The sequence below is a fragment of the Nocardiopsis sp. NPDC055824 genome, assembly GCF_053616335.1.
Map to the genome: position 1 here is coordinate 1 of NZ_JBSHDN010000033.1, position 17,947 is coordinate 17,947.

Below are 17,947 nucleotides of genomic sequence, written 5' to 3' on the forward strand. Positions count from 1 at the left end.
GGCGGCGCGACGACGCGCCGCCAGAGAACTAGGAGCCCACAGGATGGCAGCACCAGGCGGCGCCCCGACCGCCGACACCGAGTACGGGATCTTCCTGCCCATCGGTAACGGAGGCTGGATCGTGTCGGAGACGGCACCGCATCCGCAGGCCACGTACGAGTACAACAAGAAGGCCGCGATCCTCGCCGAGGCCCACGGGCTCGACTTCGTCATGTCCATGGGCAAGTGGCGCGGGTACGACGGGGCCACCGACCACTGGGGGCGCACCCTGGAGTCCATGACGATGATGTCGGGACTCGCCGAGGCGACCGAGCGCGTCAAGGTGTGGGCGACCGTCCACACGAACCTGTTCCACCCGGCCCTGGCCGCGAAGATGTACACCACCCTCCAGCAGGTGAGCGGGGGGCGGGCCGGGATGAACATCGTCGTGGGGTCCTACGCCGACGAGTTCGCGCAGATGGGCCTGTGGCGGGACGACCTCGGCCACGCCGACCGGTACCGGTACACGGAGGAGTGGGCCACCGTCCTCAGACGCCTGTGGACGGAGGACTCCGTCACCCACGACGGCGAGTTCTTCCAGCTCGACGACTGCCGCTCCAGGCCGCACCCCGACCCCGCGCCCACGCTCATCAGCGCGGGGCGCTCCGACACGGGGCTCGACTTCCAGGCCCGGCACTGCGACGGCTCGTTCCTGACCGCGCAGGACCTGCCCGGCCTGCGCGAGGCCAGCCTCGACGTGAAGGCGCGGGCCGACAAGCGGGGCCGGAGCATCCGGACCTACTCGATGCTCACCGTCATCATGGACGAGACCGACGCCGCGGCCGAGGAGCGCCGGCTGAGGTACGGCCGGGGCGCGGACGTGGACGCGATCGTCAACATGAAGCTCTCCTGGGGCCTGCCCCTGGACAGGGCCCTGTCGCTGACCTCCGAGCGCCCGGAGGACGAGGCGTTCCAGACCCCGTTCGTGACCGGGTCGCCGGAGACGGTGGCCGGCCGGATCCGCGAGATGGTCGAGTACGCCGAACTGGACGGCCTCATGCTCATCTTCCCGGACTACCACGCCGACCTGGCCGCGTTCGGGGAGCAGGTCATGCCCCGGCTCCGTCAGGGCTGAGCGGCGCCGGGCCCCGCGCCGGTCCGCGGGGACACGCGGCGCCCCTGGCGGGGCGCCGTCCCGGCTCCCCGGCCGGTCGCGGCCGGCGGGCCCCGGGGTTGGGGCGCTCCGCCGCCGGGTAGTCACCAGTACGTGCATCAGCGGGTCCGCCCGCGCCCCGCCCCCTCCGGGGCGCGGCGCGGGCGGACCCTCTCGCTCTCCGGGGGGACCGACATGGGCGTCAAACGCGGTATCAGCGGGCTGCGGCAGATCCTGGACCGGATGGAGTTCCCGGCGGACAAGGACCGGATCGTCGCCCGCGCCCTGGACGAGGGCGGCGACGAGGAGATCCTGAGCGCCCTGCGCGCGATGCCGTCCGCCGACTTCTACGAGGCCGGGGAGGTCCTGCGGGCGGTCCCGCTGCCCGAGACCGAGCGCGCCCGGACCGAGTCGGCCCGGGCGCGGGAGCGCGGGGAGCGCCCCTGAGCGGTCAGGCCCGCGCGGCGGCGCGCAGCGGGGCCCCGGCCCTGTGCATGTGGGTGAGCGCCTCGATGTGCGAGCGCACGAAACCGGTCTCGTGGTACGGGATGCCGATCTCCGCGCAGTAGTCGCGCACCAGCGGCTGGACCCGGCGCAGGTTCGGGCTGGGCATGTTCGGGAACAGGTGGTGCTCGATCTGGTAGTTGAGGCCCCCGAGGGCGAGGTCGGTGAACCAGCCGCCCCGCACGTTCCGCGAGGTCAGCACCTGCTTGCGGAGGAAGTCGAGCTTCTCGCCCTTCTTCAGCGTGGGCATGCCCTTGTGGTTGGGGGCGAAGATGCAGCCGAGGTAGACCCCGAACAGCCCCTGCTGGACCGCGATGAACGCGAGGGCCTGGAGGGGCTGGAGGACCGTGAACACCGCGCCGAGGTAGAGCGCGAAGTGCCCCGCGAGGAGCACGCCCTCCAGGACCCGCTGCTTGGTGCTCGGCCGGAACAGGGCGCGCACGCTGCCCACGTGCAGGTTGAGGCCCTCCAGGAGCAGGAGCGGGTAGAACAGGAACGCCTGCCGGCGGCCGAGGAAGGCGGGCACGCCCCTGGCGGCGTGGGCCTGCTCCTCGGACCACACGAAGATGTCCGGCTGGACGTCGGGGTCGAGCTCCTCGTGGTTGGGGTTGGCGTGGTGCCGGGTGTGCTTGTCCTGCCACCACCCGTAGCCGAGCCCGATGCCGAGGTTGCCCACGACCCTGCCGAACGCCTCGCTGACGCGGCGCCCGCGGAAGATCTGGAGGTGGGCCAGCTCGTGGGAGACCAGTCCGACCTGTCCGAAGACGGCGGCCATGGCGACGGCGGTGAGCATCTGCCACCAGGAGTCGCCGAGGAGGAAGAAGGCCGCCCACACGCCGGCGAAGGACAGCCCGATCAGGGAGAGCCGGACGGCGAAGTACACCGGCGTCCGCTCCATCAGACCGGCTTCCTGGACACGGCGGGACAGCTGGGCGAAGTCACTGCCCCGACGTCGGCCTAGGGTCGTCGCCTCGGCGTCGAGCATGCTCTCTCCCCTGCAAAGGTGAACGAATCACTCATGTGTCCTATATAACACTAGGCGCAGCGGACGGCTCGGACCATGGCACGGCCACGCTGACTTTTCGGGGTGCGTGCACCCCTGCGCCCTGCGGCGGAAGTGCTTACCATCCTCCGGGCCGCGGCGCCCTCGCCGGGTGCCCGCCCCGCCGGGGCCGGTGGATGATGGGTCCATGCGCACTCCCCCCGCCGAGGTCGCCGTCACCGCCGGACTCGTCGCCGGCCTGCTCCGGGACCAGCACCCGGACCTGGCCGGCCTGCCCCTGGTCCCGTGCTCACACGGCTGGGACAACGTGGTCCTCCGCCTGGGGGACGACCTGGCCGTGCGGCTCCCGCGGCGCGGGAGCGCGGCGGTCCTGGCCGCCAACGAGCAGCGCTGGCTCGGCACGGTCGCCGCGCGCGTCGGCTTCCCCGTCCCCGCGCCCGTCCGGATGGGGCGGCCCGGCCGCGGGTACCCGTGGCCCTGGTCGGTCGTCCCGTGGTTCGAGGGCCGCGTCGCCGCCTCCCTGCCCTCCGCCGAGCGGGGGCGCCTCGCCGGGCCGCTGGCCGCCTTCACGGCCCGGATGCACGTCCCGGCCCCCGGGGACGCACCGGCCAACCCGGTTCGCGGCGTCCCCCTGGCCTCCCGCGACGCGCGGGTCCGCGAACGGCTGGCCGGAGGGATCGTCCCCCGTGCCGACGAGCTCCTGCGCCTGTGGGAGCGCCTGTCGGCCGCCCCGGCCTGGCAGGGGCCGCCCGTGTGGATCCACGGCGACCTGCACCCCGCCAACGTCCTCGCGCCCGCCGACGGCGCGCCCGGCCTGGCCGCGGTCCTGGACTTCGGCGACCTGGCCTCCGGAGACCCCGCCACGGACCTGGCCGCGGCGTGGATGATGTTCGACGCCCCCGGGCGCGCGGAGTTCCGCGCCGAGCGCGAGCGCCTCTCCCCCGTGGACCCCGCCACCTGGGACCGCGCCCGCGCCTGGGCGGTCTCCTTCGGCTCGCTCCTGGCCGCCTCCACGAACGAGGACCCGCTCCTGGCCGCGGTGGGCGCGCACACCGTCGACCAGGTCCTGGGCCCCGACCGCCCCTGACCGCCCGTCGGCGGGCTTACCGGCCGAAGGCGCACAATGGTTCCGACCAGTGCGGATCGACCCCCGGAGCGGAACGTGAGCAAGACCGGCCTGACCGTCAAAGCGCTGATGGAGGCACTCGACGGGGCCGTCCACGGGCTCGTCGCCGCTCCCCGGGGGCTCGGCGCGCTCGTGCGGACGGTCGTCGTGGCGGGCGAGGGCGTCCCCGTGCCCGCCGCGTCCCCGGTCGTCGTCCCCGCCGGCGGGTCCGCCCCCGCCGCGCGGGCCGGGCTCCAGGGCGCGAGCGCCGTGGCCGCCCTCGGGGACGACGCCGCCGGCCTCCGGACCTCGGCCTGCCCGTCCTCTCCGTGGAGCCCTCCGTCGGCCCCGAGGAGTTCGCCGTCCTGGCCCGGTCCGTCCTGGAGGCCGAGGAGACCGAGTCCCGCCACGGCGACCTGTTCTCGCTCGCGCGGACGGTCGCGACACTGACCGGGGGCCTCGTCAGCATCGAGGACGCCGGGGGACAGTTCCTCGCCTACTCCGCGTCCGACGAGGGCGCGGACGAGCTGCGCAGGCAGACCATCCTCGGCCGGGGCTGCCCCGAGTCGTTCCTGGCGCACATGCGCGAGTGGGGCGTCAACGAGCGCCTCTGGGCGGGAGAGGTCGTCCAGGTCGCCGAGCGCCCCGACCTCGGCGCCGCCCGGCGCCTCGTCGTGGGCGTACGGGCCGGGGAGCGCGCGCTCGGCACCATATGGGTCCAGGTCGGCGACCGCCCGCTCGCACCCGCCAGCGTCCAGGTGCTGCACGGCGCGGCACGGCTGGCCGCGGTGCACGTCATGCGCGCCAACAGCGGGGCGCGCAGCACGGGGCGCGACACCGGGGAGCTGTCCGTGGGCCTGCTGACCGGCGCCTTCGACACCGACGCGCTCGCCCGCCACCTGGGGGCCGACCCCTCCACCCCGGTCGCGGTGGTCGCCCTCGCCCTGCGCGGCCCGGAGGCCGACCTCCCCTGGCTGCTGGACCAGGCCGCGGAGATCACCTCCGTGTACGCGTCCGCCTACCGCAGGGACGCGCTGGTCGTCCCCGCCTGCGGGCTGCTGTACGTCCTGCTCCCCGCGACCACCGGCCGGAGCCCGGCCGCGTGGGCCGGCGAGCTGGTGTCGGTCCTGCGGGACAACCTGGGCACGCCGGTGCAGGCCGCCGTGGCGGGGACCGCCCCGAGGATGCGCGCGGTGCCCTCCCTGAAGAAGGTCGCCAGCCGGACCCTCGACGTCGTCGCGGACCGCCCCGAGCGGCGCGTGACCGCGTTCGATGAGGTCCGCTCCTCCGTGGTGCTGCGCGACCTGTTCGACACCCTCGCCGACATGCCCCGGCTGCGCGACGACCGGCTCGACGTACTGGACGGTGAGCAGCGCCGCTCGCTGTCCGCGTACCTGGACGCCTTCGGCGACGTGACGGCGGCGGCCGGGAGGCTGCACGTCCACCCCAACACGCTCCGGCACCGGGTCCGGCGGATCTGCGCCCTGACCGGGCTCGACCTGGACGACGCCGACCAGCGGCTCCTCGCGGCGATCACGCTCAGGGCCTGAACGCGGCGCGGCGCATCGCGGTACGGCTCCCGTGCGGTCTCCGCCCGGTCACGGGAGCCGCCCTCCGGCGCTCCCCGGGGACCGGATTGTCGGAACCGACACCGCTGCCCCGCCCATGTCGTCCGTTCTGACAACGGTGGCGCACGCCACCCGGACCTAGGATCCCGGCCATACTCGCGGACCCTCCCCTCGTCGGCCCGCGAAATCCCCGACCCCGGCATGAGCTCTGGACATGAGCGCGGACACCACGCAGGCACGGCCACCGAGGGCCAAGGTCCTCGTCGCGAGCCTCACCGGCAGCACGATCGAGTGGTTCGACTTCTTCCTCTACGGCACCGCAGCGGCCCTGGTCTTCGACAAGCTGTTCTTCCCCTCGGACGACCCGCTCGTCTCGCTGATGCTGTCGTACCTGACCTTCTCGCTGACGTTCTTCATCCGTCCGCTGGGCGCCGTGGTCTTCTCGCACATCGGCGACCGGATCGGCCGCAAGAAGACCCTGATCATCACGCTCTCCCTCATGGGCGGCGCGACGATGGGCCTCGGCCTGCCGCCCACCTACGACAGCATCGGCGTCCTCGCCCCGGTCCTCCTCGTCGTGCTGCGGATCGTCCAGGGCATGGGCATCGGCGGCGAGTGGGGCGGCGCCCTGCTGCTCGCCTACGAGTACACGCCCAAGGGGCGCCGCGGCTTCTTCGGCAGCGTCCCGCAGATGGGCATCACCCTGGGCATGCTGCTGGCCAGCCTCGCCCTCACCCTCATGTCCCTGCTGCCCGAGGCCCAGTTCGAGGCGTGGGGGTGGCGGGTGCCGTTCGTCGGCAGCGTCCTGCTGGTGCTCCTGGGCCTGTGGATCCGCTCCGGCATCGACGAGACCCCGTCCTTCCGGAAGGCCAAGGAGGAGGGGAACGTCGCCAAGCTGCCCGTCGTGGAGACCTTCCGCTTCCACTGGCGCGCCGTGCTGGTCGCCGTCGGCGCCAAGGTCGTGGAGACCGCGCCGTTCTACATCTTCGGCACGTTCGTCGTCAGCTACGCCACGGGCACCCTGTCCTTCGACAACACGGCCGCGCTCAACGCCGTGACCGTCGGCGCGATCGTCGCGACGGTGCGCATCCCGCTGTCGGGCCGCCTCTCGGACACCTTCGGCCGCCAGAAGGTCTACCTGGTCGGCGCGGTCCTCCTGGCGCTGTTCGCCGTCCCGTACTTCCTCATGCTGGGCACCGGCAGCGTGGCCGTGCTGGTCCTGGCCACCGTGATCGGCCTGGGCGTGTTCTGGGCGCCGGTGACCGCGACCATCGGCACCCTGAGCTCGGAGATCTTCTCCACCCGGGTCCGGTACACGGGCGTCACCCTGGGCTACCAGATCGGCGCAGCCCTCGCGGGCGGCACGGCCCCGCTGATCGCGACCTGGCTCCTGTCCCGGTTCGACGACTCGTGGGTGCCGATCGCCGTCTACCTGGTGTTCACGGCCCTGATCTCCATCGTCGCCGTGTCGCTGGCCCACCGCGCCTCCAAGGCCGAGCTGGAGCGCGCCGGCGAGGCGGTCTGATCCGGCCCCGCACCGGCGGAGGGGCGGTTCCGCGCACTGCGCGGGGCCGCCCCTCCGCCGTGTCGGGCCGGGGCGCCCGTTCGCGCCCTCAGTCCACCGACCGCAGCAGCTCCGCGACCCGCTCGGGCTGCTCGTTCATGGCGAGGTGGCCCGCGCCCTCCATGACGACCACGTCGGCGTCCAGGAAGCGCCGGGCCGGTCCGTGCAGGCGCGCCGGGGAGTAGAAGGCGTCGTCGGACCCGGTGGCCACCACGACCGGGGTGTTCTCCCAGGGGCGCAGGCACTCCAGCGGCAGCGGCCCCGGGGCCAGGCTGGTGCGGCAGTGGCGCCCGACCAGCGTCATCCACGGGGCGAAGGGGTGCGTCCCCGACGCGGCGTAGGAGGGACCGCTCATGAAGTTGAGCAGGCGGGTGCTCTTGTCGTCCCGCGGACCGATCATCCACGGCAGGGTGGCGCGCATCAGCTCGGACGTCTTCGCCGCCGAGGTCAGACCCGCGGGCCCGACCATCACCACGGCGTGGACCAACGGGGAGGGCTTCGCCGCCAGGGCCACGGCGGAGCCGAGCGAGTGCGTGAGCACGGTGACCGGCCGCGCGGTCAGCAGGGGCAGCACCTCGTCGAACCACGCGCCGTAGGCCGCCGCGCGGTCCGACCTCGGCCGGACCCCGACGCTGAGGCCCGGCTGGCCGGGCAGGTCGACGAGGATGACCGGACGGTCGCGGGCGATGATCCTCGCGGTGTCCACGGACGTCGCCGAGTTGAAGTTGGTCCCGCTGAGGACGAGCACGGGGGTCGCGTCGCCCCCCGGCGCCCGGAAGGCCCGTGTCGGGCCCAGTGCGGTGGCGAGCTCGGGCAGCGACCGGAGGGAGGGCCAACCCGAGATCCGCTGTTCGCACCAGGCGCGGATCGCGCGGGCGCCGGCGGGGGATCGGTAGATGTGGGCGCCGTGAGGGCTGGACTCGGACATCGGACACCTGTTGTTTCCGGATAGGCGACAGCAACCGCCGACCAGTCTTCCCGGCACACCTCCGAAGCACTGTACTCGACGCGTCCCGGCGCGCCCTCCAGGAACGGACACAGGCCTCTGGAGTGGACATTCGCCCCATCTTCGGCGAGCATGGGCGCGGCGCGACGGCGCCTAGGTGTGCCGGGAAGACTGGTCGGCAGTCCCCGACCCATGTCCCGGAAAGCTGCCCATGAGCCTCGACCCGAACCAGTCCATCCCGACCGGAGGACCGCTCTCCCGCTTCGCGGACACCCTGCGCAGCGACACCGTCGGCGGTTTCCTCCTGATCGGCGCGGCGGTCCTCGCCCTCGTGTGGATCAACTCGCCCTTCGGCGGGGCCTACGAGGACCTGCGCGCGATCACCTTCGGTCCCGCGTCGCTGCACCTCGACCTGTCCCTGGAGACCTGGGCGGCCGACGGCCTGCTGGCCGTGTTCTTCTTCGTCGTCGGCAACGAGCTCAAGCAGGAATTCGTGCACGGCGAGCTGCGCAACCCGCGGAGGGCGATGCTGCCGATCGTCGCCGCGGTCTGCGGCATGGTCGTGCCGGCCGCGATCTACGCGGCGATCAACGCCACCTCCCCGGACACCGTCCAGGGATGGGGCATCCCGATGGCGACCGACATCGCCTTCGCGGTCGCGATCCTCGCGGTCGTCGGCCGCGGCCTCCCGCCGGCCCTGCGCACGTTCCTGCTGACCCTGGCGATCGTGGACGACCTCGGCGCGGTCGTCGTCATCGCGGTGTTCTACACCTCCGGCATCAACTTCCTCGCGCTGCTCGCCGCCGCCGCGGGCCTGGTGCTGTTCTGGTACCTCCAGCGCGGCAAGGGCCTGGCCGCGAAGCTCAACGCCTCCGCTCTGCCCAACTGGATCGTCTACGTCCCCCTGGCCCTCGTCGTCTGGGGCCTGGTGCACGAGAGCGGTGTGCACGCCACGATCGCCGGTGTGGCGATGGGCCTGCTGATGCGGACCACGAAGCTGCCCGGGGAGGCGCACGACCCCAGCCACGGCGTGGAGCACGTGCTGCGCCCCTGGTCCGCCGGGCTGGCGCTGCCGATCTTCGCGTTCTTCTCCGCGGGCGTGGTGTTCGACGGCGTCGGGGAGGTCCTCACCGACACCGCCGCGATGGGCATCATCGCCGGGCTCGTCGTGGGCAAGGTCGTCGGTATCGCGGGCGGCTCCTGGCTGACCACGAAGCTCACCCGGGCCGAGCTCAACCCGAGCCTGAAGTGGATCGACATCGTCGGCATGTCCCAGCTGGCGGGCATCGGGTTCACCGTGTCCCTGCTGATCACCGAGCTGTCGTTCGCCGACTCCCCGGAGCACCTGGCGCACGCGAAGACGGGCGTGCTCCTCGCGTCCCTGGTCGCGACCGTGCTGGCCGCGGTCGTCCTGGGCGCCCGGTCCCGGCACTACAGGCGGCTCATGCGCGCCACGGCCCCCACGGAGACGGCCGGGGAGTGAGCCCGGGCGCCGGTCCCGGCGGGGCCGGCGCCCCACCTGCCACATCGCGCGGACACCGTCCAACGCCCGCGGCGGGCCGATCGATACCAGCTGCCACCGTGCCTTGACACACACGACAATTCCCGCGACACCGAAACCGGGGTGTGCTAAGTTCATGGAAGTTGCAGTTGTGATTCCCGTTGGATTTTGCGTTGTTCGGCCTTCAGGCTGGGTCTTCTTCAGGGTTCGTTATTCGGGTGGTCATCACGGTGACGGGGAAACCGTCAGATTGCGGTTTTCCTTGCCCAGAACGAAGGAGAAAACATGGCTACCGGTACCGTCAAGTGGTTCAACGGTGACAAGGGCTTCGGCTTCATCGAGCAGGACGGCGGCGGCCCCGACGTCTTCGCCCACTACAGCAACATCCAGGCCACCGGCTTCCGCGAGCTCCAGGAAGGTCAGGCCGTGCAGTTCGACGCCACCCAGGGCCCCAAGGGTCTCCAGGCTGAGAACATCACCCTGCTCTGACTGAGCCCCGCGCTGCAGTCGTGACAGAGGCCCGCCCTACGGGTGCTGGGCCTCTGTCCCTTTTTCATGTTTTTCTGGACCGGTCTTCTGGCCGTCGACTTCCGACAGGCACCGGTCCGCACCACCCCACCCCACAGCGTGTTCTCCGCGTGGGCCGTGGAAACCGCAGAATCTTCCGGCGCACCACCGATGCTCCACGTCGAAGCTCCCAGAGGCTTCCTCGACCGGCACGCGCCGTCGACGAAAGGCTCGTATGAACCATCCGTCCCGCGTGAACGGACAACGGCGCTCCTCCACAGGCGGCGGCCACGGCGGCTCCTTCGGACGCTCCCGGCCCCCCAGGTCCTCCGGCCGCCCCCCGGGCGGCGGCAGGGGCCCCTCCGGCCGTCCGGCCGGTGAGTTCGCCCTCCCCGTCTCCACCACCCCGGCGCTCGACCCCGTGTCCACGTTCCAGGAACTGGACATGCCCGCGCCGCTGAAGTCGACCCTGGCCCGCCAGGGCCTGACGACCCCGTCGGCCATCCAGGCCGCGACCCTGCCCAACTCGCTGGTCGGGCGCGACGTCCTGGGCCGCAGCCAGACCGGCTCCGGCAAGACGCTGGCCTTCGGGCTCGCCCTGCTCGCCCGCCTGGAGGGACGGACCGCGCAGCCCCACCGCCCGCTGGCGCTGGTCCTGGCCCCCACCCGGGAGCTGGCCCAGCAGGTGGCCGACTCGCTGGCGCCCTACGCGCGCTCGCTCAAGCTGAACCTGACCACCGTCGTGGGCGGGATGCCGATCTCCCGCCAGGCCCGGGCCCTGCGCCAGGGCGTGGAACTGGTCGTGGCCACCCCCGGCCGCCTGCGCGACCTGGTCGAGCGGGGCGACTGCGCCCTGGACCAGGTGGACGTGGCGGTCCTGGACGAGGCCGACCAGATGACCGACATGGGGTTCATGCCCCAGGTCACCGCGATCCTCCAGCAGGTGCCGTCCGGCGGGCAGCGGATGCTGTTCTCCGCGACGCTGGACCGCAACGTCGACACGCTGGTCCGCCGCTTCCTGAACGACCCGGTCGTCCACTCGGTGGACCCGACCGCGGGCGCGGTCACCACCATGGAGCACCACGTCCTGCACGTGTCCAACACCGACAAGCAGGCCACGGCGACGCACATCGCCGCCCGCGACGGCCAGGTGATCATGTTCCTCGACACCAAGCACGCCGTGGACAAGATGGCCAAGCACCTGCTCGCCAACGGCGTGCGTGCGGCGGCCCTGCACGGCGGCCGGTCGCAGCCGCAGCGCACCCGGACCCTCAAGCAGTTCAAGGAGGGCACGGTGACCGCGCTGATCGCGACCAACGTGGCGGCCCGGGGCATCCACATCGACGGCCTGGACCTGGTCGTCAACATCGACCCGCCGACCGACCACAAGGACTACCTGCACCGCGGCGGCCGTACCGCCCGCGCGGGCGAGTCCGGCAACGTGGTCACGCTCGTCCTGCCCAGCCAGCGCCGCGAGATGGCGCGGCTGATGAGCCGGGCGCAGATCGAGGCGACGACCGCGCAGGTCAGCTCGCAGGACCCGGAGCTGGCCCGGGTGACCGGCGCCCGCACGCCCTCGGGCGTGCCGGTGACGCTCCCGGCGGAGCCCCGCCAGGAGGCCTCCCGGTCCAACAGGCCCCCGTCGCGGGGCAGGCGGCGCCCGCGCCGCTGATCCGGCGCCCCGGTGTCCCCGGGGCACCGAACCGGCTGAACGAGGAGCGGCCCCCTTCCGTGCGCGGAGGGGGGCCGCTCCCGTGTCCGGGGGACGTCCGGGCACGTGGCCGCCGGGCGGTGGCGCGCCCGTCCCGGGCGCGGCGCCCACCGGTCTCCCCCGGTCCCGGGCCCCGAACCCGGGACCCCGGCGTCGGCCCCGTCCGCTCCCGGGAGGTCCGCGAGCGTCCCTCGGCCGGGGCGTTCAGCCCTCCAGTGTCTCCAGGTAGGCGAGCCAGCCCCCGTGGCGGCTGATGTCCTCCGCCCCCTCGGCCGCCGCCGGGTCGCACCCGAAGCCGACCACCGCACGCCCGTCGGCCAGCGTGACGGAGCCCAGGGACATGGGAGCGGGAAGCCCGGCCAGGAACGCCCCGAGGCCCGCCGGCGAGATCCGCCAGACCTCGCAGCGCACCGACCCCCCTCCCTCCGCCACGCGGAGCAGCCCGGGCTTGGGGGGCGAGGTGGGCAGGGCGACCATCCTGTAGTCGGCGCTGGTCGCGTCCTCCGCGACGAACCGCGCGCCCGCGTCCGTGAGCTGGTGGTGGAGCGGCTGCCCGCGCAGGTGGGCGCCGAACACCGCCAGTTCCGCCCCGGGGCCCGGAAGGGCCTCTCCCCGCTCCTCCCCGGTGATGTCGGCCGCCAGGTCCAGGGCCACCTGGTCCTCGAACGCCCGGGTGACGACGCTGACCCCGAACGGGCGCCCGTCGGCGGTCCCCGCCGGGACCGCCACCGCCGCCATGTCGAGCAGGTTCACGAAGTTCGTGTAGGTGCCCAGGCGCGAGTTCGCGCCGACCGGGTCCGCGGCGACCTCCGCGAGCGTGGGGTGGCCGACCGTGGTGGGCAGGAGCAGGGCGTCGAAGCCGGCCAGGAGCGCACGGGCGGTCGCCCTGTAGGCGGCCAGTCGGTGCTGGTCGGCGGCGAGGGCGTGGGCGGGGAGGTTCCCCGCGGCCAGGATGATCCCGGCGACGGTGGGGTCGGCGCCCTCCGGGTGCCCGGCCAGGAACCCGCCGACGGCGGCGTGGCGCTCCGCGACGAGCGCGCCCTCGTAGAGCAGGCGCGCGGCCTCCAGCAGCGGGGCCACGTCCACCTCCACGACCTCCGTCCCGGCCGCGCCCAGGACGTCCGCGGCGGCGCGGAAGGCGGCGCGCTCCGCCCCTCCGAGCGGAGCGAGCCCCTCGGCCGTCGGCACCGCCACCCGCCCGGCCCCGCGCGGGGCGAGCCGCACGTCGGCGGGCCAGTCCCTGCTGAAGGGGTCCCCGGCGTCGGGTCCGGCCATCACGGCCAGGGCCGCGCGCGCCGGGGCCAGGCCGCGGGAGAACACGGTGACGCAGTCGTAGGGGCGCGCGGCCGGGACCACCCCCGTCGACGGCACCAGGCCGAGCGTGGGCTTGAGGCCGACCAGGCCGTGCAGGGCGGCGGGCACGCGCCCCGAGCCGGCCGTGTCGGTGCCCAGGGCGATGTCGGCGATCCCGAGGGCCACGGCCACGGCGGACCCGGAGCTGGACCCGCCGGAGACCCGTTCGGGGTCGAAGGCGTTGCGGACCGCGCCGTAGGGGCTGCGCGTGCCGACCAGCCCGGTGGCGAACTGGTCGAGGTTGGTCTTGCCGAGCACGATCGCGCCGGCGTCCACGAGCCTGCGCACGGCCGGCGCGCTCGCCTCCGGCGTGTAGGCGTAGCCGGGGTGGCCGGCGGTGGTGGGCAGGCCGGCCACGTCGATGTTGTCCTTGACCGCGAGGAGCGTCCCCGCCAGCGGCAGGTCCTCACCCGACGCGAGGCGTCCCTCCAGCGCCTCGGCCTCGGCGGCCGTCTCCCGCTCGGGGCGCAGGGTGATCCATACCTCGGGCCGGTCGGCCCCGGCGATCCTCCGGTAGGCGGAGCGGACGCGGTCGGTGGGGTGGGGCATCAGGCGGGCTCTCCTTGTGCGATGACGGCCAGGGCACTCCCCGGGTCGAGGTGCTGGCCCGGTGTGACGAGGATGTCCGAGATCCTTCCCGCGCGGGGAGCGCGGACCACGACCTCCAGCTTCATGGCTTCGAGGCGGACCACGGGCTGGCCCTCCTCCACCGTGTCGCCCGGGGCGGCGTCGACCTTCCAGACGGAGGCGGCCAGGGGCGCCTCGACCAGGACCGCGCCGGGCGGCAGGTCGGGCGCGGCGGGGACGACGGGGTCGGGTTCGGGCCGGTCCTCGAACTCCCCCGCGGCCTCCCAGGCCCGGCGCTCGGCCTCGAACGCCGCCGCCTGGCGGCGCTCGAACGCCCGGATGGATCCGGCGTTCTCGTCGAGGAACCGCTCGTGGTCGGCGAGGACGAACTCGCCCTCGTCGATGTCGAGCGCGTGGCGCCCGGCGAGCAGGTCGGCGCGGACGTCGAGGAGCTCCTCGTGGCCGACCGGGTACCAGCTGATCCGGTCGAAGAAGCGCAGGAGCCAGGGCGTCCCCGGCTCGAACGGCCCGTACTGGCGCAGACCCGACCAGATGGGGACGGTGCGGCCGATGAGCTGGTAGCCGCCCGGGCTCTCCATGCCGTACACGCACAGGTAGGCGCCGCCGATGCCGACCCCCGCCTCGGGGGTCCACGTGCGCGCGGGGCTGTACTTGGTGGTGACGAGCCGGTGCCTGGGGTCGAGCGGGGTGGCGGCCGGCGCGCCCAGGTACACGTCGCCCAGTCCCAGGACCAGGTAGGAGGCGTCGAAGACGATGTCGCGGACCTGGTCGACCGAGTCGAGGCCGTTGACGCGCCGGATGAACTCGATGTTGTCGGGGTTCCAGGGCGCGTCGTCGCGCACCCCCGTGCGGTAGCGGGCGACGGCCTCGTGGACGGACGGGTCGTCGAAGGACAGGGGCAGGCGCAGGGTCCGGCTGGGCACCCTCAGCCGGGAGGTGGGCGGCAGCCCGTCCTCGATCTCCCGGAGGAGGCCGAGGAGGGTGCGCAGCGGGAGCACCGCCGGGTCGGTGTGCAGGTGCAGGGAGCGCACCCCGGGCGTGACGTCCACGATCCCGGCGGGCGCGGCCAGGTCCAGGGCGGCCATGAGGGCGTGGACGCGCAGGCGCAGGCCCAGGTCGAGCTCCATGGGCCCGTACTCGACCAGGACGTTGTCGTGGCCGCCGCGCCGGTAGGTGACCCCGGGCCGGCCGTCGCCCTCCGGGACGCGGGCGAGGACGCCGTCGTCGCCGTCGGAGCCGGTGGCGCGCAGGAGCGGGGCGGCGGCGGGCTCGAAGTGCAGCCGCTCGGCCGCGGCCTCGGTGACCGGGTGGAACCGGACGGTGTCGCCGGGGCGGAGCTGTCCGACCTTCCAGCGGGAGCCGGAGACCACCGTGACCGGGCAGACGAACCCGCCCAGGCTGGGCCCGTCGGGGCCGAGGAGCACGGGGGTGTCGCCGGAGAGGTTGACGGCGCCGACGGAGTAGGCGGTGTCGTGGACGTTGGAGGGGTGCAGGCCCGCCTGGCCGCCGTCCGGTCGGGCCCAGGACTGCTTGGGGCCGGAGAGCCGGACGCCGTTGCGGGCGGACTGGGGGTGCACCTTCCAGTCGGTGGCGTAGAAGGCGTCCAGGCCCTCACGGGTCAGGAACTCGGGGGCGGCGTGCGGCCCCTCTGACACCTCCACGTCCCAGTGCGCGTTCCCTCCCCTCCGGACCCCGAAGTCGGGACGGTCGGCCTCCGGGACCGGACGGGCCTCCTGCGCCCCCGCCGGGACGGGCGCGGGGCGCAGGACGTCGCCCGGGAGCAGGGCGCGTCCGCTGTGGCCGCCGTACTCCCCCGCGGTGAACGTGGACGTGCTGCCCAGGTACTCGGGCACGTCCAGCCCCCCTCTGAACAGCACGTACGTGCGCATGCCGGGGCCGCGGGCGGGGCCCACCGCGAGCACGCCTCCGGCGGGGACCGCCACCGGCTCCCACCGGGCGACCGGCTCCCCGTCCACGGTGACGTCGGCGGGCGCCCCGGTGACGCACACGGTGGCCGGGGCGGAGAACCGCAGGGTCGGGCCCTCGATGGTGCACTCCAGGCCGGGCGCCCCCTCCGGGTTGCCCAGGGCGCGGTTGCCCAGTCTCAGCGACAGGTCGTCCATGGCCCCCGAGGGCGGGACGCCGACCTGCCAGTAGCCCGTGCGGCCGGGGAAGTCCTGGACGGTGGTGAGGGTTCCGGCCCGCTCCACCTCGATACGGGGCTCCGGGTCGCCGACCTCCGCACAGGTGGCGGTGGTGTGCGCGACCGCGCGGACGCCGGCGTGCCCGGCCAGGGCGCGCAGCAGGCCCAGGTTGGTCTGGAGCCCGTCGACGCGCACCTCCGCGAGGGCACGGCCGAGCCGGGCGAGGGCGTCGGCTCGGTCGGAGCCGCGCACGACGACCTTGGCGAGCAGGGGGTCGTAGTCGCTGGTGACGCGCTGGCCCGGCTCGATCCAGCCGTCCACCCGCACCCCGGGAGGGGTCTCGAAGCGGGTGACGAGCCCGGAGCTGGGCCGGAAGCCGTGGGCGGGGTCCTCCGCGTAGACGCGGGCCTCGACGGCGTGCCCGGTGCGCGGCGGCCCCTCCGGGGGCACGTCCGCGAGGACGTCCTCGCCCCGGGCCAGGCGCAGCATCCACGCGACCAGGTCGACGCCGGTGATCTCCTCGGTCACGGGGTGCTCGACCTGGAGCCGGGTGTTGACCTCCAGGAAGGAGGCCTCGCCCCGCTCGGTGTCGTAGACGAACTCCACCGTCCCGGCGCTGCGGTAGGAGATCCCCGCGCACAGCTCGCGGGCGGTGCGGTGGAGCTCGGCGCGCAGGGCGTCGGGGAGGTCCGGCGCGGGGGCCTCCTCCACGACCTTCTGGTTGCGGCGCTGGAGGGAGCAGTCGCGGTCCCCCAGGGTGACGACGTTGCCGCGGCCGTCGCCGAACACCTGGACCTCGACGTGGCGGGCGCGGGACACGAACCGCTCCACGAACACGCCGCCGCCGCCGAAGTGGGTGGCGGCCGTCCGGCCGACCTCGTCGAAGGCGGCGCGCAGGGCCTCCTCGTCGGCGCAGGGACGCAGGCCGATCCCGCCGCCGCCCGAGGTGGACTTGAGGATGACCGGGTAGCCGATGCGCTCCGCCGCCGCGGCCGCCTGCTCCACGTCGGGCAGGGTCTCGCTGCCGGCGACCATGGGCAGGCCGGCGGCGGCCGCGGCCTTGCGGGCGGTGTGCTTGTCCCCGAACTCCTCCAGGTGGCGGGGCTCGGGACCGACGAACACCAGCCCGGCGGCCTCGACGGCGTGGGCGAACGCGGCGCTCTCGGACAGGAAGCCGTAGCCGGGGTGGACGGCCCCGGCCCCGGTCGCCGCGGCCGCCGCCAGGACGCGTCCGGCGTCGAGGTAGCTCTCGGCGGCCTGGGCCGGCCCGAGCCGCACGGCCTCGTCGGCGAGCCGGGTGTGCGGGGCGCCCGCGTCGGCGTCGGAGTACACCGCGACGGTGCGCAGGCCGAGTTCGCGGGCGGAGCGGATGATACGGCAGGCGATCTCGCCCCGGTTGGCGACGAGCACGGAGTCGAACACGCTGGCTCTCCTTGGTCCGGTGGTCTGTGCGGCGGTGGGCGGGCGCGTCCGGGCGCGCGGACGCCGGGTCAGAGGGCGTCGGAGTGGAGCGCCATCTGTGTCAGCGCGCGGCGGGCGCGCTCCAGGACGACCTCCATGGACGCGCCGACGTGCTCGTGCATGGCGCGGTAGGCGGAGTCGAGTTCGCCCGCGAGGAGGTGTTCGGTGATCCCGATGTGCTCGGTGACGGTGGAGGTGATCCGGTCGGCGGTGAGGAAGTCGTACATGCGGACCCGGCGGATGCGCCGGTTGACGGAGACGAGGGAGTCGGTGAGGGCGCGGTTGCCGGAGGCGCGGGAGACGGCGGCGTGGAACTCCTCGTCGAGGAGGACGAAGGAGGGGTCGGGCCCGGGGACGTCGGCGCGGAGCTTCTCCCACCGCTCCAGTTCGGCGCGGAGGACGCCGGGGTCGTGCCGGACGGAGGGGTCCTCCATCGCGCGGGAGATGCCGCGGAGTTCGAGGGTGACCCGGAGCTCGTAGAGGTCGCGGAGCTCGGCGAGGTTGGGGACGGTGGCGTAGAAGCCGTTCTCGCGCCGCTCCACCAGGCCGTCGGAGTGCAGGCGGGCCAGCGCCTCGCGTACGGGGGTGCGGGAGACGCCGAAGAGCTCGGCGAGCCGTACCTCGCCCAGCCGGACGCGGGGCGCGATCCGCCCGCTCAGGACCTCCTCGCGCAACAGGGCGTAGACGCGGTCCCGGCGCGAGGTGGCGGTGGCGGCCTCCGGATCCCCCGCCCGCCGCACGCCGTCCCCGGGCGGCGCCTCCGGGGCGGGCACCGCCTCTGTATACATCGGTGTGTCCATGGGGCCCGACGCTAGGAAGGGCGTGTTTCGGCGGCCCTGCCTCCCCGTGAAGCCTGGGTT

At 74.1% G+C, this 17,947-nt stretch carries 13 protein-coding genes; 8 read left to right on the top strand and 5 right to left on the bottom strand.

The window, feature by feature from the left end; genetic code table 11:
- The first annotated feature begins 43 nt into the window (after window positions 1–43).
- The gene (locus ACWGL3_RS10060; protein ID WP_267947027.1) at window positions 44–1,114 is read left to right on the top strand and encodes an LLM class flavin-dependent oxidoreductase; all 1,071 of its coding nucleotides are present in this window, start codon (window positions 44–46) and stop codon (window positions 1,112–1,114) included.
- 213 nt (window positions 1,115–1,327) lie between these two features.
- On the top strand, window positions 1,328–1,579 hold the full coding sequence (locus ACWGL3_RS10065) for a DUF2795 domain-containing protein (RefSeq protein WP_352982345.1): 252 nt from the start codon (window positions 1,328–1,330) through the stop codon (window positions 1,577–1,579).
- Between the two features lie 4 nt (window positions 1,580–1,583).
- Here ACWGL3_RS10065 and ACWGL3_RS10070 read toward each other — a convergent pair whose 3' ends face one another.
- Window positions 1,584–2,534 (bottom strand): fatty acid desaturase family protein, encoded by a 951-nt coding sequence (locus tag ACWGL3_RS10070; RefSeq protein WP_267950554.1) that lies wholly within the window; start codon window positions 2,532–2,534, stop codon window positions 1,584–1,586.
- 292 nt (window positions 2,535–2,826) lie between these two features.
- On the opposite strand from ACWGL3_RS10070, the gene ACWGL3_RS10075 reads away from it, so the two are divergent.
- The 3 genes from ACWGL3_RS10075 (at window position 2,827) to ACWGL3_RS10085 (ending at window position 6,837) form a co-directional block, all read left to right on the top strand.
- Entirely contained in the window at window positions 2,827–3,726 is a 900-nt protein-coding gene (locus tag ACWGL3_RS10075; RefSeq protein WP_267947029.1) for an aminoglycoside phosphotransferase family protein, read from the top strand.
- A 347-nt stretch (window positions 3,727–4,073) separates the two neighbouring features.
- Window positions 4,074–5,294 carry a PucR family transcriptional regulator gene (locus ACWGL3_RS10080; RefSeq protein ID WP_452461159.1) on the top strand — a complete coding sequence of 407 codons (1,221 nt, stop codon included), beginning with the start codon at window positions 4,074–4,076 and terminating at the stop codon, window positions 5,292–5,294.
- A gap of 232 nt (window positions 5,295–5,526) precedes the next feature.
- Window positions 5,527–6,837 (top strand): MFS transporter, encoded by a 1,311-nt coding sequence (locus ACWGL3_RS10085; protein ID WP_452461160.1) that lies wholly within the window; start codon window positions 5,527–5,529, stop codon window positions 6,835–6,837.
- Between the two features lie 88 nt (window positions 6,838–6,925).
- Here ACWGL3_RS10085 and ACWGL3_RS10090 read toward each other — a convergent pair whose 3' ends face one another.
- Complete coding sequence (locus ACWGL3_RS10090) at window positions 6,926–7,804, bottom strand: alpha/beta fold hydrolase (protein WP_452461161.1); 879 nt, start codon at window positions 7,802–7,804, stop codon at window positions 6,926–6,928.
- 229 nt (window positions 7,805–8,033) lie between these two features.
- Here ACWGL3_RS10090 and nhaA point away from each other — a divergent pair, with 229 nt between their 5' ends.
- The 3 genes from nhaA (at window position 8,034) to ACWGL3_RS10105 (ending at window position 11,502) form a co-directional block, all read left to right on the top strand.
- Window positions 8,034–9,305, top strand: a complete 1,272-nt coding sequence (gene nhaA, locus ACWGL3_RS10095) for a Na+/H+ antiporter NhaA (RefSeq protein WP_267947034.1) — start codon at window positions 8,034–8,036, stop codon at window positions 9,303–9,305.
- Window positions 9,306–9,608: 303 nt separating this feature from the next.
- The gene (locus ACWGL3_RS10100) at window positions 9,609–9,812 is read left to right on the top strand and encodes a cold-shock protein (RefSeq protein ID WP_267947035.1); all 204 of its coding nucleotides are present in this window, start codon (window positions 9,609–9,611) and stop codon (window positions 9,810–9,812) included.
- A gap of 253 nt (window positions 9,813–10,065) precedes the next feature.
- Complete coding sequence (locus ACWGL3_RS10105; RefSeq protein ID WP_267947036.1) at window positions 10,066–11,502, top strand: DEAD/DEAH box helicase; 1,437 nt, start codon at window positions 10,066–10,068, stop codon at window positions 11,500–11,502.
- Between the two features lie 243 nt (window positions 11,503–11,745).
- On the opposite strand, the gene atzF is transcribed toward ACWGL3_RS10105, so the two are convergent.
- From atzF to ACWGL3_RS10120, 3 genes are all read right to left on the bottom strand, one after another.
- A complete protein-coding gene (gene atzF / locus ACWGL3_RS10110; protein WP_452461162.1) occupies window positions 11,746–13,443 on the bottom strand; it encodes an allophanate hydrolase in 1,698 nt (565 codons plus the stop codon).
- A complete protein-coding gene (gene uca, locus ACWGL3_RS10115; protein WP_452461163.1) occupies window positions 13,443–17,048 on the bottom strand; it encodes an urea carboxylase in 3,606 nt (1,201 codons plus the stop codon). Before uca ends, atzF begins: the two co-directional genes overlap by 1 nt.
- A 68-nt stretch (window positions 17,049–17,116) precedes the next feature.
- Entirely contained in the window at window positions 17,117–17,887 is a 771-nt protein-coding gene (locus tag ACWGL3_RS10120) for a GntR family transcriptional regulator (RefSeq protein ID WP_267947039.1), read from the bottom strand.
- Between the last annotated feature and the right edge of the window lie 60 nt (window positions 17,888–17,947).